Source organism: uncultured Litoreibacter sp. (assembly GCF_947501785.1).
GTDB lineage: Bacteria > Pseudomonadota > Alphaproteobacteria > Rhodobacterales > Rhodobacteraceae > Litoreibacter.
Window position 1 is genome coordinate 1 of sequence record NZ_CANMXB010000001.1, and the last position, 14,435, is coordinate 14,435.

16 protein-coding genes are annotated in these 14,435 nt (G+C 61.6%); 10 read left to right on the forward strand and 6 right to left on the reverse strand.

Features of this window, described 5'->3' with window-relative positions; genetic code table 11:
• Positions 1–305 precede the first annotated feature (305 nt).
• From rpmG to Q0899_RS00015, 3 genes are all read left to right on the forward strand, one after another.
• A complete protein-coding gene (gene rpmG / locus Q0899_RS00005; protein ID WP_009812452.1) occupies positions 306–473 on the forward strand; it encodes a 50S ribosomal protein L33 in 168 nt (55 codons plus the stop codon).
• 67 nt (positions 474–540) lie between these two features.
• On the forward strand, positions 541–1,035 hold the full coding sequence (locus Q0899_RS00010; protein WP_299190555.1) for a GNAT family N-acetyltransferase: 495 nt from the start codon (positions 541–543) through the stop codon (positions 1,033–1,035).
• A gap of 82 nt (positions 1,036–1,117) precedes the next feature.
• A complete protein-coding gene (locus tag Q0899_RS00015; protein WP_299190557.1) occupies positions 1,118–1,570 on the forward strand; it encodes a hypothetical protein in 453 nt (150 codons plus the stop codon).
• 88 nt (positions 1,571–1,658) lie between these two features.
• Here Q0899_RS00015 and Q0899_RS00020 read toward each other — a convergent pair whose 3' ends face one another.
• Positions 1,659–2,432 carry a Bax inhibitor-1/YccA family protein gene (locus Q0899_RS00020; RefSeq protein ID WP_298293334.1) on the reverse strand — a complete coding sequence of 258 codons (774 nt, stop codon included), beginning with the start codon at positions 2,430–2,432 and terminating at the stop codon, positions 1,659–1,661.
• Positions 2,433–2,577: 145 nt separating this feature from the next.
• Positions 2,578–3,039 (reverse strand): Lrp/AsnC family transcriptional regulator, encoded by a 462-nt coding sequence (locus tag Q0899_RS00025; RefSeq protein ID WP_298292968.1) that lies wholly within the window; start codon positions 3,037–3,039, stop codon positions 2,578–2,580.
• A gap of 102 nt (positions 3,040–3,141) precedes the next feature.
• On the opposite strand from Q0899_RS00025, the gene Q0899_RS00030 reads away from it, so the two are divergent.
• Positions 3,142–3,390: a DUF6356 family protein gene (locus Q0899_RS00030; protein ID WP_298292966.1), complete on the forward strand. Its 249-nt coding sequence runs from the start codon at positions 3,142–3,144 to the stop codon at positions 3,388–3,390.
• 3 nt (positions 3,391–3,393) lie between these two features.
• Positions 3,394–4,173: a class II glutamine amidotransferase gene (locus tag Q0899_RS00035; protein WP_299190560.1), complete on the forward strand. Its 780-nt coding sequence runs from the start codon at positions 3,394–3,396 to the stop codon at positions 4,171–4,173.
• 3 nt (positions 4,174–4,176) lie between these two features.
• Here Q0899_RS00035 and Q0899_RS00040 read toward each other — a convergent pair whose 3' ends face one another.
• A complete protein-coding gene (locus Q0899_RS00040; protein ID WP_299190563.1) occupies positions 4,177–4,383 on the reverse strand; it encodes a DUF1127 domain-containing protein in 207 nt (68 codons plus the stop codon).
• A gap of 123 nt (positions 4,384–4,506) precedes the next feature.
• Between Q0899_RS00040 and Q0899_RS00045 the strand changes: the two genes are divergently transcribed.
• On the forward strand, positions 4,507–5,403 hold the full coding sequence (locus tag Q0899_RS00045; protein ID WP_298293332.1) for a LysR family transcriptional regulator: 897 nt from the start codon (positions 4,507–4,509) through the stop codon (positions 5,401–5,403).
• Here the strand turns inward: Q0899_RS00045 and Q0899_RS00050 are convergent.
• A complete protein-coding gene (locus Q0899_RS00050) occupies positions 5,393–6,352 on the reverse strand; it encodes an NADPH:quinone oxidoreductase family protein (RefSeq protein WP_298292960.1) in 960 nt (319 codons plus the stop codon). The two genes, Q0899_RS00045 and Q0899_RS00050, sit on opposite strands and share 11 nt — an antisense overlap.
• A gap of 133 nt (positions 6,353–6,485) precedes the next feature.
• On the opposite strand from Q0899_RS00050, the gene hisN reads away from it, so the two are divergent.
• From hisN to Q0899_RS00065, 3 genes are read left to right on the forward strand one after another with little or no spacing between them, the layout of a single operon-like run.
• Positions 6,486–7,280 (forward strand): histidinol-phosphatase, encoded by a 795-nt coding sequence (hisN, locus tag Q0899_RS00055; RefSeq protein ID WP_298359400.1) that lies wholly within the window; start codon positions 6,486–6,488, stop codon positions 7,278–7,280.
• Positions 7,280–8,617, forward strand: a complete 1,338-nt coding sequence (locus Q0899_RS00060; protein ID WP_299190566.1) for an 8-oxoguanine deaminase — start codon at positions 7,280–7,282, stop codon at positions 8,615–8,617. Before hisN ends, Q0899_RS00060 begins: the two co-directional genes overlap by 1 nt.
• Positions 8,618–8,629: 12 nt before the next feature.
• Entirely contained in the window at positions 8,630–9,139 is a 510-nt protein-coding gene (locus Q0899_RS00065) for a CAP domain-containing protein (RefSeq protein WP_299190568.1), read from the forward strand.
• 2 nt (positions 9,140–9,141) lie between these two features.
• Here Q0899_RS00065 and guaD read toward each other — a convergent pair whose 3' ends face one another.
• Positions 9,142–10,440: a guanine deaminase gene (gene guaD / locus Q0899_RS00070; protein WP_299190570.1), complete on the reverse strand. Its 1,299-nt coding sequence runs from the start codon at positions 10,438–10,440 to the stop codon at positions 9,142–9,144.
• 99 nt (positions 10,441–10,539) lie between these two features.
• On the opposite strand from guaD, the gene mgtE reads away from it, so the two are divergent.
• Complete coding sequence (mgtE, locus tag Q0899_RS00075) at positions 10,540–11,937, forward strand: magnesium transporter (RefSeq protein WP_298292950.1); 1,398 nt, start codon at positions 10,540–10,542, stop codon at positions 11,935–11,937.
• Positions 11,938–11,941: 4 nt separating this feature from the next.
• On the opposite strand, the gene Q0899_RS00080 is transcribed toward mgtE, so the two are convergent.
• Positions 11,942–14,410 carry a hypothetical protein gene (locus Q0899_RS00080; protein WP_299190572.1) on the reverse strand — a complete coding sequence of 823 codons (2,469 nt, stop codon included), beginning with the start codon at positions 14,408–14,410 and terminating at the stop codon, positions 11,942–11,944.
• Between the last annotated feature and the right edge of the window lie 25 nt (positions 14,411–14,435).

Consider the following 14,435-nt stretch of genomic DNA (forward strand, 5'->3'; position numbering starts at 1 on the left):
TTGTGTGGGAGAGGCTCAAGCAATCATGGTCATTCTGGTAGCGACCAAGAGACAACGGGTCAATGGCGGCTCCGTCCGCAAAGCGAACAAACAGGATCGAGCGATCTCAGCCTTGCCAGGGCGGTTTAAGGTGGCCGTTGTCGCGGGATGGCGGGTGAGCGATGTGCAGTTCTAGGTAAATCGGCAGGTGCGGCCCAGTTTCGCGCCCGCTTTGGAGCTTTGGCGGTTGACTCGGGCGGCAGCGGGGGTAAAAGGCAGCTTCAAATGAATTTCCGAGGGTGCGCCCCTCGTGCAGGAGATGTGACATGGCGAAGCCAACCACGATTAAGATCCGCCTGAACTCGACCGAAGGCACGGGCCACTTCTACGTGACCAAGAAAAACGCCCGCACCATGACCGAGAAGATGGTCGTGCGCAAATATGACCCTGTTGCGCGCAAGCATGTCGAATACAAAGAAGGCAAGATCAAGTAATCTTCCCCTTCCCAGATTGAGACAAAGCCGCGCCTGAGAGCGCGGCTTTTTCGTTTTGGAGTGCCTGATGGAGATACGCCCTACCACCCGCCGCGACATTGCGGCCGTAGACGCCCTGCTGGCGGCCAGCTACCCCGTCTTGCTGAAGGCGGACTACCCGCCCTCGGTGCTGGTGACTGCTTTGCCGCTGATTAGCCGTGCGCAGCCCAAGCTGGTGACCTGCGGGACGTATTACGGTGTGTTTGAGGGCCAGACGCTGGTCGGGGCGGGCGGCTGGACGATGGCGGCACCCGGTGGGGCGCAGTCGCGGGCCAAGGCGGCCCATATCCGCCATGTGGTCACTGACCACCGGCGGGTTCGTGAAGGGGGCGGGCGGTTGCTGATGGCGCATATCTTTGCGAAGGCCGCAGAGGCGGGCGTGAACTTTCTGGCGTGCCAATCCACGTTGACCGCTGCGCCCTACTACCGCGCCATGGGGTTCGAGGGAGAGCAGGTGATCTCGGTCCCGTTGCGGGCGGGGATCGACTTTCCGGCCGTTTCCATGGGGCGGGCGCTGCCTTAACTGGGGATAACCCGAATTGGACGTTGCCCGACTCACTCGGCAAGGGTTAGTGTTTCCCCACAACATTTTGGGGGAAGATCAAATGAAGAAGCTGCTTCTTGTGGTTCCATTGGCTGTTGCGGCTTGTTCAAGCGCTCAGAACAGCAAGCTAGACGCCTTGGTTCCAGACCTCTATATCGCCACGCCGCAGGGCGCCGGGCTCGCGCCGTACAGCCTCGCGGAATACAACGCGCGCGTAGCGGACGGGCAGCCTGGCCTGGTGCGCCGTCAGGAGCCGTGGACGCGTGCTGACGCGCGGCGCAAAAACAGCGGGTCGCGCGACACGATCTTTACGCGCAAGTCCAAAACCATGGCAGCGCCAGTTGTGGCGACAGGCCCCGTTCTGACAGGACCTAAGACAGCGGCCGAAGCGCGGGCCTTGGCCACGGCGACGCCGACGACCTACCGCCTTCCAGACAACACGCTGGTGACCGTCGTACTGCTGCCCGGTGGCAAGATCAAAGAGACCGTTCAGATCGGCGCAAAGGCCGGGTGACCCCGCCTTAGGCGGACCCAGATACGGGACAAAAGAAAAGGGCCGGTGGAAGCACCGGCCCTTCTTTTATTTGCATGTTGCAGCGCGCTTATTCGCGGTTGCCGAACAATTGCAGCAAGAAGATGAACATGTTGATGAAGTCCAGATAGAGGTTCAACGCCCCCATGATCGCGGACTTGCCCAACCATTCCTGATCGCCCGCGAAGGCCATCTGGATGTAGTCGTTCTTGATCTTTTGCGTGTCGTAGGCAGTGAGGCCCGCGAAGATCAACACACCCAGCGCGGACACGGCGAACATGATTGCCGGCGAGCCGATGAAGACGTTGACGATCGACGCCACGATCAGACCGATCACACCCATGATCAGGAACGACCCCCAACCGGAGATGTCCTTCTTCGTGGTGTAACCCCAGATGCTGAGGCCCGCGAAGGCGATTGCGGTGATCAAGAAGACCTGCGCGATTGAATACCCGGTGAAGACCAGGAAGATCGAGCTAAGCGACACACCCATCACGGCGGCAAAGACGTAGAACACGACCTGCGCCGTTGCGGCGGACATTTTGTTGATCATGGCGCTGAAGCCGAACACAAAGGCCAATGGTGCGAACATCACGACCCATTTCAACGGCGAGGCGTAAAGCGCCACACCCAGGCCGGTGAGATACTCATTGGCCCCGATTTGGTATTCGGTTGGTGTCGCGCTGACGGCGAGATTGGACAGGGCCCAAGCCGCGGCGAACGTGATCAACATGCCCACGGACATGGTGCCGTAGACCTTGTTCATATGAGCGCGCAGACCGACATCCATCTCCTCGGCGGAGATGCCGGCGGTAGATTGCCCTGTTCTGACGTATTCCTGCATGGAATGACTCCCTTCAGTCATTAAAAATGGCTGCCCCGAAAGAAATCGGGATTTCTGCCTTTGAATGTGGGGCAGTGCGCCCTCTTTTTCAAGGAAATCTGGGCGAAAACATGACGTTTTCAGTCGGAATTCGCTCAAATGCCACCTAGACGGGCAGCGCGGTGGTGTCTTTGATGTTTTCCATCACGAAACTCGCGGAAATGTCGCGGACCGGCACCAGTTCGATCAGCCTTTTGTAGAACCGGTCGTAATCGGCCACATCGGCCACCTGCACCCGCAGCACGTAGTCAAGATCGCCTGACATGCGGTGCGCACCGATGATTTCCGGCAATATGCGCACGGCACGGTCAAATTTCGCCAGCCAGTCGGGCGAATGGTCTGCCGCGCGCATCAGCACGAACACCGGCAGGCCGAGGCCGATTTTTGTCGCGTCCACAAGCGCCACGCGGGCCTTGAGGATGCCGGCTTCCTCCATCTGTTTGATGCGCCGCCAGCACGCGTTGCGCGACAGGGACACCCGCTCAGAGATGGCATCGACACTAAGCGTGGCATCATTTTGCAGGATCGCCAGAATGGCGCGGTCAATTTTGTCTATAGAATCTGTCATTCGCGGGATGATATCCTCAAAATGTCTCGAAGGGCAGGGGGATTTTGAGATAATTCCCTGCCGCCGCCGTGGCAATCTACGCGGGCATCCACGGAGGGCACGATGAGCAGCACAACAGAACACACCACCTCAAAACCAGGTTTCTTCGCCACATTTCGCACCCACCCCGCCAGCGTCGGGGAAACCTATTTGGGCCATATGGGTTTTGCGCTGCGGTTCGCGTGCAAGCTGTTCGTGGCCGCTGGCGCTGCTCTGGTCCACGCATTCATTCCGCCGTTGTGCGAGACCACGGCGAGCCGGAAGGTCAAAGAGCTATACGAGATGTGCCATCACCGCGGCGCGCAGGACTGAGTTATGTGCAGACTTGCGGCTTGGGCCGGCGCGCCGATTGCGTTGGAAGACATCGTCATCCGCCCGTCCCACTCGTTGTTGGAGCAAAGCCAGGACGCAACCGAGGCGAAGCTTGCGGTGAATGGCGACGGGTTCGGTTTTGCCTGGTATGACGCTGCGGGGCAGGGGCCGGGATTGTACCGCGACGTGCTGCCTGCATGGTCGGACGGCAACCTGACCAGCCTGTGCCAGATGATCAGATCCCCGTTGTTTCTGGCCCATGTCAGGGCGTCGACCGTAGGGGAAACCGCCCGCGTCAACTGCCACCCGTTCCAACATGGGCGTTGGTCGTTCATGCATAACGGTCAAATTGGCGGTTTCCTTCGGATCAAGCGGCGGCTGGAAGGGCTGCTGCCTGACGCGCTGTATCATGCGCGCGCCGGAACCACGGATTCAGAGATGTTGTTTCTACTGCTTTTGGCACATGGGTTGGAGCAGGACCCCGCGGATGCCGTTGCGCGTGTGTTGGATTTGCTGCGCGAATTGCGCCAACCTGACGAGCCGCCGCATCGCATTACATGCGTACTGTCGGACGGCGTCTCACTATACGCGTTTCGGTACGCCTCGGACAAAAAATGCCCGACATTGTATCAATGCCGGGCAAAAACGGGGGTCATACTGGCGTCGGAGCCGTTGGACGGGGAGACCTCGGGTTGGGAACCAGTGCCCCCGCTTCATCTGCTGCAGGTCAGCGACAGGAAGAGCACCCTGACACCGCTGGTGCAGACAATGGTTGCGGCCTAAAGTCTAGCGTTGCCAATGGTTTGGGGCGTCCCAGACGGGGCGATCGGCCTCTTGCTGGGCCTCTGCTTTGGTCAGGCCAAGATCCGTCAGCTGCGCGTCATCCATATGGGCGAGCGCGCGGCGCTGCCGGTAGAGATCAAGATATCCCATCAGGCCCGTGCGGGTGCGGCGGGCATTGCGGGAGATGTGGGCGGCGGTCAGGTCAGTCATGGCTCTATCCTTCGGTTTCCGTGATCCATATGTTGGTTCGCATCATTTACGTTGATCTATATGCCGCCTTGTGGTTCATTTGTGAAATGAATGATTTTCGTAATAACCATCACGGATGTTGATATGCCCCGAAATCTTGACCTGACCGCGCTCCGTTCCTTTGTTGCTGTTGCTGATAGCGGCGGCGTCACCAAGGCGGCGGGGTATCTCCACCTGACGCAATCGGCCGTGTCGATGCAGCTGAAACGTCTGGAGGAAGCGCTGGATGTCCGATTGCTGGACCGTGCGAACAGGTCCGTGACGCCCACGGCGGAGGGGGAGCAGCTGCTGAGCTATGCGCGCCGGATGCTGGCGCTGAACGACGAGGTTTGGGGGCGGTTGACCGCGCGGGAATTTGAGGGGGAGATCACGCTGGGCGTGCCACATGACATCATCTACCCCTACATCCCGCCAATCCTGCGCCACTTCGCACAGGACTTCCCGCGGATGCAGATCAAGCTGATCTCCGCCCCCACGACCAAGCTGCGCGAAATGTTCGGCCGGGGCGAATGCGACGCGATCCTGACCACGGAGGATCAACCCGGACCGGGTGGCGAAGTGCTGGTGAAACTGCCGCTGGTGTGGATCGGCGCGGAAGGCGGCAACGCTTGGAAGCAGCGCCCCTTGCCGGTCGCGTTCTGCTCGCAGTGCATTTTCCGCAGCGGCGTACTGCGCCGATTGGATGACGCGCAATTTGACTGGGAGATGGTCGTCGATTCAGATTTGGACAATGCCGTTGAAGCGGTTGTAAGCGCGGATTTGGCGGTTCACGCAGCGATTGAGGGGGTTTACCCCCGCCAAACGGCGCCGATCCCAGACCAGTCCTCCCTGCCGAATGCCGGATCCACGCAGATCATTCTGTATATGCATCCCAACGAGGACACGGTGACCAAGGCGCTGAGCGACATGATCCGCGAGACCTACCGCAGGGCAGAGGAAAAGCTGTCGATTGCGCGCAGCAAGATGCCTCTTACAGCGTAATCACAACCTTGCCGGTTGATTTGCGCGACCGCAGGACCTCAAGGCCCTGACCTGCGTCTTCCAGCTTGTATTGGTGGGAGATATGCGGCTTGAGCTCCCCCGCCGCATGCATTGCAAACAGCTGGTTGAGGCTGTCTGTCAGCACCTGAGGTTTGAACTTCAGGTAGCCGCCCCAATAGAAGCCCAACACGCTGATGTTTTTTACCAGAATGTGGTTGGCGGCGATCTGTGGGACGTCGCCGGAGGCAAAGCCGATGGTCAACACCCGCGCTTCCGGGCGGCACGCGCGCAATGCGGCGGCAAACAACTCGCCCCCGACAGTGTCATAGACCACGTCAGCACCACCCAACGCCTTAACCTCTTCGCGCAAATCGTCGGTTTCTGTGTCGATCAGATGGTCTGCCCCATGATCGCGCGCGACCGCCAGCTTGTTGGCCCCACGGGCCGCCGCAATGACCTTGGCGCCCATCTTCTTGCCCAATTCAACAGCCGTCAGGCCCACGCCGCCTGCCGCGCCCGTCACCAGCAGCGTTTCGCCAGCTTTCAGATCCGCGCGATAATCGAGCGCTACATGGGACGTCGAATAGGCGACCTGAAAGGCCGCAGCCGTCGTGAAATCCATCGTGTCGGGCAAGGCGACGCAAAGCTCTGCCGGGAAGGCCCCGAATTCCGCCAGGCCGCCATTGCCGCCAAACACTGCGACACGGGTCCCGATGGCGGGTTGCGTGACGCCTTCGCCAAGCGCGACAACTTCGCCCGCCACCTCCATCCCTGGGGAAAAGGGCAGCGGCGGCTTTTCCTGATATGTGCCTTTGACCATCAGCAGATCTGCAAAGTTCAGCGCGCAGGCATGGGCGCGGATCAGGACCTCGCCTTTGGCAGGCTCTGGCTTGACCGCATCGGTGGTAAAGCTGGTTTGGTTGTAGTCGGTGACCTGAAATGCCCGCATGTGACTGCTCCTGTTTGAAGTTGCGGCGACACTACTGAGCGCGCGCCGGCGCTGCCACCCGAATTTGACGCTCTGCACTTGATTTGCAGGGGCGGCCCGTGGCACCGAAGGATGAAGGACGAGGGAGAGTGACATGGACGAACGTACGCAAATGGCATGCCGCTCTCTAGCGGGGGCCTTGGCGGACGCGGCGCGGGGCGAAACGCTGCGTTTTTTCCGCCAGACCGGGCTGCGCGCCGACAACAAGGCAGCCGACGGGTTTGACCCCGTCACCGAAGGCGACCGCGCCGCCGAAGAGGCGATGCGCGCCTTGATCGAGACGCGTCGGCCGTCGGACGGCATTTTGGGCGAGGAATTTGGCCAGAAACCCAGCGAGTCTGGCCTGACCTGGGTGCTGGACCCAATCGACGGAACACGCGGCTATGTTGCCGGGACACCGACCTGGGGCACGCTGATTGCGCTGCATGACGGGATCAAACCGGTGCTGGGTGTGATCGATCAGCCCTATATCGGCGAGCGGTTTATTGGCGGGCTTGGCGAGGCGCGGATGACGGGGCCGCAAGGTATGCGGAATTTGTACGTCTCAGGCGTGACCGCACTGGAAGACGCGATGATCTTCACCACTTTCCCGGAGGTCGGCACGCCAGATGAGGCCGCCGCTTTTCGTCGCGTCGCGGAGCACTGCAAACTGACGCGCTACGGCATGGATTGCTACGCATACGCCCTTTTGGCTGCAGGCCAAATTGATCTGGTGATCGAGGCCGGGTTGCAGCCCTATGATATCCAGGCGCCGATCGCCGTGGTCGAGGCGGCGGGCGGCATCGTGACCAACTGGACCGGCGGGCCCGCAGACAAGGGCGGGCAGGCCATTGCGGCGGCCACGCCGGAACTGCATGCCGCCGCAATGGCGTTGCTGGACCCCGCCTGATGGCAGAGCTGCTGATCAAAGGCGCTGACGTCGTTGTCACCATGGACGATGCCCAGCGGGAATTGAAAGGCGCGGATATTGTGGTGCGCGACGGCGTCGTCGCGGATGTGGGCACAGGGCTGGCCACGACGGGCGACATCATTGACGCTGCGGGCTGTGTGGTGACGCCGGGGCTGGTCAATACCCATCACCACCTGTTCCAAACCATGACCCGCGCCGTCCCGGCGGCGCAGGACGCGGCGCTGTTTGGATGGCTGCAGACGCTCTACCCGATCTGGTCCCGGCTGGGGCCGGAACATCTGTTCACCTCTACCCAGATTGGCTTGGCGGAACTGGCCTTGTCCGGCTGCTCGATGACGTCTGACCATCTGTACCTGTTCCCCAATGGGGGCCGGCTGGACGACACCATCGAGGCCGCGCGGGAGGTCGGGCTGCGGTTTCACGCAACGCGTGGCTCAATGAGCATTGGCGAAAGCAAGGGCGGGTTGCCGCCGGATGCGCTGGTCGAAGACGAGGCGGCAATCCTTGAGGACTGCATCCGCGTCGTGGACGCGTTTCATGACCCAAAGACGGGCGCAATGACGCGGGTGGCATTGGCGCCATGTTCTCCGTTCTCGGTGAGCCGCGAACTGATGCGCGAGACAGCGGTTCTGGCGCGCGACAAGGGCGTGATGCTGCACACCCACCTTGCAGAGAATGACGAGGACATCGCCTTCAGCCAATCGGCGTTCGGATGCCGCCCCGGCCAATATGCGGAAGAACTGGGATGGGTCGGCGCTGACGTTTGGCACGCGCACTGCGTCAAGCTGGACAGAGATGAAATCGATTTGTTCGCGCATACCCGCACCGGCGTGGCGCATTGCCCGTGTTCAAACTGCAGGTTGGGATCCGGCATCGCGCCAGTTATCGATATGCAGGCCGCGGGCGTCCCCGTTGGGTTGGGCGTGGACGGGTCCGCATCCAACGACGCCGGGAACCTGATTTCAGAGGCGCGGCAGGCGATGTTGCTGCAGCGCGTGGCGCATGGGGGCGACGCGTTCTCGGCCCGCGCGGCGTTGGAGCTGGCGACACGTGGCGGGGCAGAGGTGCTGGGGCGCGCGCAGGAATGCGGGCAGATCGCGCGGGGCTTCCGCGCGGATATTGCGATTTGGGACGTTTCGGGCGTGGAAAGCGCGGGGTCCTGGGACCCGGCAGCGCTTGTGCTTGCCGGACCGACACGGGTGCGAGACCTTCTTGTGGAAGGGCGGGGCATTGTGCGCGACGGGCAGGTGCGGAGCTTTGATCTACCGGGCGCGATTCAACAGCAGAACAAGATGGTGCGCCAACTATTGGCCTAGGGGAGACGTGAGATGATGAAGATCCATACAGCGATGACAGCCGGTCTGTTGATATTGGCGGCCTGCGGGCCGGATGCCGAGCCTGAAACCACAGTGGATTGGGCGGTGTTCGACGCCCCACGGGCTGCTCAGTCCGAGGTCGCTGCGCCCGTCGATGCGGGCGATCTGGGAAGCATTTTGAACGCGCGGCGGGCCGAGAATGGGCTTGCGGCATTGGTGGCCTCGCCAAAATTGGCAGCCGCCGCGCAAGTGCACGCACAGGACATGGCCGCGCAGGGCTATTTTTCGCATATCTCACCCGGCGGATCGAAGCCATCCGACCGCGTCCGCGCGCAAGGATACCAGTTCTGCTTTGTTGCCGAAAACATCGCGCAAGGTCAGCCGACAGCGGCGCGGGTGATGGAGTCGTGGATGGCCAGTGCCGGGCATCGGCGCAACAACCTCAACAAGAAGGCGACCGAGTACGGAGTTGGACGTGCAGCTGGCAACAACTGGGTTTTGGTCCTGGCGGCCCCCTGCTGAGATTAGCCCGTCCGCCGCGCTCCGCCGATCCACATGTCTGAAATGGCGCGATCATCGCCCATCATGATGGTGGGAAATATGGCTTCCCATACCGTCTCCGCCCGCGCGGCGCGCTGAGCGATTGCGGGCGTTGAGGCGAGGTCGAGGACGACCAGATCGGCCTCCATTCCCGGCGCCAGATTGCCGATATTGCTCTCCAGATGAAGTGTTTGCGCCGACCCTTGCGTGGCCAGCCAAAGCAGCTGGGCCGGATGCAACGCGGCACCGTTGAGCTGGCCTAGCTCATAGGCCGCAGCCATCGTGCGGAGCATGGAGAACGAGGACCCGCCGCCAGTATCGGTGGCTAGCCCGACCCGGTGCCCCGCGGCTGTCAGCCCCGCCAAGTCGAAGATGCCGGAGCCGATGAACGTGTTGGAGGTCGGGCAATGAACCAGTCCTGCGCCGACCTCCCGAATACGGTCCTTTTCGCGCGGCTCCAGATGGATGGCATGTCCAAAGACGGCGTTCTCGCCCAAAAGCCCGTGGGCCTCATACGTGTCCAGATAGTCGCACGCGGCCGGAAAGAGAGATTTGACCCAAGCGATCTCCTCCAACTGTTCCGAGAGATGGGTTTGCATCAGGCAGTCCGGGTGTTCCGCCCAAAGCGCGCCGAGCGCGTTGAGTTGTTCTGGCGTTGAAGTCGGCGAAAACCGAGGGGTAATGACGTAGCCCAACCGGTCCACACCGTGCCATTTTTCCAGCAAGGCCTTGCTGTCGTCATAGGCACTTTGCGCGCTGTCTTGCAGCGCGGGGATGGCATTGCGGTCCATGCAGGTCTTGCCAGCAAGCGCGCGCAGGCCGCGTGCCTGCGCCTCTGAAAAATACGCCTCCACGCTTTCGGGATGGATGGTGGCGTAGCTGCACATGGTCGTGGTGCCGTGGGACTGCGCCAGGTCGAAATATCGCGCGGCAATGGTGGCGGCGTAGGCAGGATCGCCAAACCGCGCCTCTTCGGGGAAGGTGTAGTCGTTGAGCCAGTCAATTAGCCGCTTGCCCCAGCTGGCGATCATCGCGGTCTGCGGGTAATGCAAATGCGCATCAACAAATCCCGCCATGATCAGCTTGTCACCATAGTCCGTAGTCTGGGCGTTCGGTGGCTTTTGCAATTGGTCGGCAGGCCCAACCCACGCCACATGTCCCGCTTCAACCAAGACCGCGCCGTGGCGATGATGCTGCGCGGCGGCCACACCATCGGCAAATGGGTTCGCGGTGAAACCTAGGGTTTGGCCGAGCAAGATCTGAGGGGTTGTGGTCATACCCATGTGGTAACCGCCTTGGGGCCAAAAGGAAATTGCCGAAACGGGCCTACCGTCATTGAATGGGTTTGGCTATGGTGCCTTCAAATCAGCGGGGTAGCACCGATGAGCGGGCAGGACACAGACGCAAAAGACACCGTCCCGGAAGCAACAGAGGACGGCTACCAGCTGGATCGCAGCCTTGTGCAGCAGGTGCTGGAGGCGATTGATACCGCCGACGCCACGGCGCTTGATTCGCTGCTTGAACCGTTACACCCCGCCGACATAGCCGACCTGCTGGAACAGATAAGCGGGCCGGAACGACGCTCGTTGCTGTCCCTATGGTCAACCGGTCTGGACGGGGAGGTCCTTTCCGAGCTTGGGGAGTCGCTGCGCGAAGAGGTGATCGAGTACCTGCCCAACCACGTGTTGGTGGGCGCTGTGCGCGAGTTGGAATCAGATGACGTCGTCGACCTGATCGAAGACCTTGAGGACGACCAGCAAGAGCTGATCCTTGAGGCGCTGGACGACGCGGACCGTGCGGTGGTCGAGGACGCGCTGAGCTACCCTGAGTTTTCTGCCGGCCGCCTGATGCAGCGCGAGATGGTGGTGGCCCCCGATCACTGGAATGTCGGACAGGTTATCGACTTCATGCGCCGGCATGACGACCTGCCAGAGCAATTCTACCACGTGATCTTGGTCGACCCAGCCTATCACCCGACCGGGTACGTCACCTTGGGCCGTATCCTCGGAGAAAAGCGCGCGCATCTTTTACGGGACATGACCGAGGACAGCTTTCGCACCATCCCCGCCTCGCAACCCGAAGGTGACGTGGCCTATGCGTTCAATCAATACCACCTGATCTCTGCCCCCGTGGTGGACGAGGATGAACGGCTGGTCGGCGTGATCACCATCGACGACGCCATGGTCGTGCTGGATGAGGAGGCCGAAGAGGACATCTTGCGCCTTGCTGGGGTTGGGGGCGACGAAAGCATTTCGGACCGGACGCTAGAGACCGTCAGGCAGCGCTTCCCCTGGCTGGCAGTGAATTTGGTCACCGCTATCCTGGCCTCGCTGGTGATTGCACAATTTGAAGAGATACTCAGTCAGATCGTGGCATTGGCGGTACTGATGCCGATTGTGGCGTCCATGGGCGGCAACGCGGGCACTCAGTCGCTGACCGTTGCCGTGCGCGCTATTGCGACGCGGGATTTGACCGGCGCCAACCTGCTGAGGGTTGTCCGAAGGGAGGCCGTGGCCGGATTGGTGAACGGGCTGATTTTTGCTGTGGTGATGGGCGTGATCGGCGTCTTGTGGTTCGGCACGCCGCTTTTGGGCGTTGTGATCGCCGCGGCGATGGTTGTGAACATGGTGGTGGCGGCACTTGCCGGCATCCTGATCCCCATCGGTCTGGAAAAATTGGGTGTGGACCCTGCGCTCGCCTCTGGTGCATTCGTTACCACGGTCACGGATGTCGTTGGCTTTTTTGCGTTTCTGGGGTTGGCGGCAGTGATGTTGATCTGACGGATCAACCTTTTGGCATTTTCAGGATGACCGAACGGCCACCCTTGGTGTAGCGCAGCGAATTGCTGTCGATGGCCGCGACCCGGCCACCATCCACACGATCGCCGATGGCAACCTTCTTGAACCGCCCATTTGGCATGCGCACCAACGCCCGCCGTTTTGACGATGTGCCGAAGACGCCGACAAGGGCCACTTTGCCCAGCGCTATTGCGTTGTTGTCCGTGGCGGCGCGGGCCACGGTCGCACTGACCGCTCCGGTTGGTTTGGCCCGGCTGGACCGGGCGACGGCAGGACCGGAGCCACGGCTGGGCGACGCCGTAGACGCGCTTGCGGTTTGCGTTTCGGGTTGAGCGGCTGGGCGACGCGGCGTGGCGCGGGCCTTGGCAACGACCCGGTCAAAATTGCGCGGACGTTGCGGGGCGCGCAGCGAGCGGGTGACCGCCTGCGGAGTGGCCGCGATCAGAGCGGCTTCTGCCTCGGCCTGGGTTGCGGCTTCGGCTTCTGCGAGAGCACGGGCAATCGCCTCCGCGCGGTCCTGCACCGATGCCGGACGCTGGATGGGACGGATGCTTGCCAATTCAGGTCGGGAGAGACCGCCAAGAGTTGCCCGTTCCTGGGTTTCAATCAGATTGTCCGGGCGCTGCTGAGGTCGGATTTCGGCCAGCCGGTTAGTTGGGGCCTCGACCGCAGGCGTCGCAGTGCCCTGGCCTTCGGGCCGGCGGCCGGGCAGCACTGGTGGGCGACCCTGAAAGACCATCACGCCATTGGGGTTCAGCGCGCCGCCAGGTGTCGCCACAACCAACCCGCGTTCGTCAATATCGAAGATAACGCCGGGCGGAGGAGGCGGGGTGAAGGCGACCATCTCGACCTCGCCACCACCTGCTATTTGGGGGATCAGTGCTGGCGCATCCTCAAACGCGGGTTCGGGGTCCAGCGAAGCAATATAGAGATCATCAAGTGTTTCGCGCGCGACTGTGCCCAGGCTCAGCGTGTTGGCGTGCTGCCAAATGCCCGTCGCGGCATAGGCAGTCTCGGCCTCCGCTTCGGTGATAGGTTCAGGGCGCTGAAGATCAGCGGCAGGGCTTTCACCGACGCCGTCGGCGTCTAGCGTTCCGGCCAAATCTGGCAATGTCTGATCCATGGGCAGATTGGCGAGATCGAATTCTTCCTCAAGCGACTGGTCGGCCTCCGGGCCTTCAATCAACGCGGGTTCAATCTCATCTTGCGCCACCTGCGTGTCGGGTGATCCGCCCAGGAAACGGCTGATGGCGTTTTCAGGCAAGACATAGGACGACAGAAGCGCAGCCAGGCCAAGGCAGACGAGCAAGATCGCGGTAAGGATAAGGCCAAGGAACCGTGGCTTTCCGCGGCGTTCCTTGGCGGCAAGTTTTGCAATTGGGTCGGCCTTTGCCAGTTCCGCGGCGACCGCTGCCGGTGGTATTGTTTTCAGCCGCGTCGAAGTCGGCGCAGGTACGACCGGAACAGCCCTTGGTGCAGGCTTGGATTTGGCAACCGGGGTCACTTTCGGTGCCGGCGGCGGTGTGGTCTTGGGCGGTGCGCCACCTAGTTTCGGGGCGCTGTCTGGTACCGCAATTCGCGCCGCCAGCTTATTGACGCGGGAGCCCGTTTCCTCCGCATCCGACGGATCAGAGCTTTGTCGTCTGCTGGAAAACGCCGCTGGAGGTGCGTCACTTGCCGCAGGCGCGGGGTCTTCCAGTGCGTCCGCAGCAGCTGCGTCAGCTTCGGCATCAGCCGCTGCAACGGCAGCCGGGATTTCTTTTTCCTCGGAGGCCGCCTCTTCGGCGGCGGTCGTTTCCTCAATTGGTGGGTCTTCTTCCACTTCCGGAGTTGCATCACTTGAGCTGCTCTCAGACGGCTCTGGTTCCGGTGAATTCTCAAGGACGGGGTCCGCCTCCACCTGCTCTTCAGTCACCGGTGCGACAGGGTCGGGCAGGAAGGTCGGCTTTTCGATGATCTTGACCGGTGTCGGATCAGGATCAAAGCCATCGGCCCCCATTAACGTGCCACCGAGCATGGGTTCGCCGTCAAACTGGTCGTCACTTGGGATGGCTGTGAAGCCCACAGGGTTCAGCCCGTGAGGAGATATGAAGCCTTCTGCCTCCCCCAGGGTTTCGAGTGCAACGGCGATGACCTTGATATCATCCCCTTCGCCGGAAGTCGCATAGCTGAGTTGGTCGGCGCGATATGGCGTCCGCTCCGACAAGGCCTGGGGGATATCGGTCCCCGACGAGACGGATGTGAAAAGCAGCTGCGAGGACGGCAGGATCATCTTCGTGCTGAAGTCTTCGCCTTCCAGTTCGATCGCTTTGGCGCGGAGCTTGGCCAGCCCTTCAGCAATGTCGTCAGACGCAAAATCAACCTTGCCTTCACGAAACCAGCCGCCGCCACCCGGCGCGCGGTGCAGAAGAACGATGCCGTCTTCAGAAAGGTCCAAGGCAAAATTTGGTGTCATTCCGGCCCGTTGCGTTGCGTGTCAC

Excerpts from the sequence above, each read along its gene's own strand:
- hisN (WP_298359400.1), top strand. The coding sequence starts at position 6,486 with ATGGACGAACGTACGCAAATGGCATGCCGCTCTCTAGCGGGGGCCTTG.
- Q0899_RS00065 (WP_299190568.1), top strand. The coding sequence starts at position 8,630 with ATGATGAAGATCCATACAGCGATGACAGCCGGTCTGTTGATATTGGCG.
- Q0899_RS00025 (WP_298292968.1), bottom strand. The coding sequence starts at position 3,039 with ATGACAGATTCTATAGACAAAATTGACCGCGCCATTCTGGCGATCCTG.
- mgtE (WP_298292950.1), top strand. The coding sequence starts at position 10,540 with ATGAGCGGGCAGGACACAGACGCAAAAGACACCGTCCCGGAAGCAACA.
- Q0899_RS00015 (WP_299190557.1), top strand. The coding sequence starts at position 1,118 with ATGAAGAAGCTGCTTCTTGTGGTTCCATTGGCTGTTGCGGCTTGTTCA.
- guaD (WP_299190570.1), bottom strand. The coding sequence starts at position 10,440 with ATGGGTATGACCACAACCCCTCAGATCTTGCTCGGCCAAACCCTAGGT.
- Q0899_RS00080 (WP_299190572.1), bottom strand. The coding sequence starts at position 14,410 with ATGACACCAAATTTTGCCTTGGACCTTTCTGAAGACGGCATCGTTCTT.
- Q0899_RS00040 (WP_299190563.1), bottom strand. The coding sequence starts at position 4,383 with ATGACTGACCTGACCGCCGCCCACATCTCCCGCAATGCCCGCCGCACC.
- Q0899_RS00060 (WP_299190566.1), top strand. The coding sequence starts at position 7,280 with ATGGCAGAGCTGCTGATCAAAGGCGCTGACGTCGTTGTCACCATGGAC.
- Q0899_RS00045 (WP_298293332.1), top strand. The coding sequence starts at position 4,507 with ATGCCCCGAAATCTTGACCTGACCGCGCTCCGTTCCTTTGTTGCTGTT.
- Q0899_RS00050 (WP_298292960.1), bottom strand. The coding sequence starts at position 6,352 with ATGCGGGCATTTCAGGTCACCGACTACAACCAAACCAGCTTTACCACC.
- Q0899_RS00020 (WP_298293334.1), bottom strand. The coding sequence starts at position 2,432 with ATGCAGGAATACGTCAGAACAGGGCAATCTACCGCCGGCATCTCCGCC.
- Q0899_RS00035 (WP_299190560.1), top strand. The coding sequence starts at position 3,394 with ATGTGCAGACTTGCGGCTTGGGCCGGCGCGCCGATTGCGTTGGAAGAC.
- Q0899_RS00010 (WP_299190555.1), top strand. The coding sequence starts at position 541 with ATGGAGATACGCCCTACCACCCGCCGCGACATTGCGGCCGTAGACGCC.
- Q0899_RS00030 (WP_298292966.1), top strand. The coding sequence starts at position 3,142 with ATGAGCAGCACAACAGAACACACCACCTCAAAACCAGGTTTCTTCGCC.
- rpmG (WP_009812452.1), top strand. The coding sequence starts at position 306 with ATGGCGAAGCCAACCACGATTAAGATCCGCCTGAACTCGACCGAAGGC.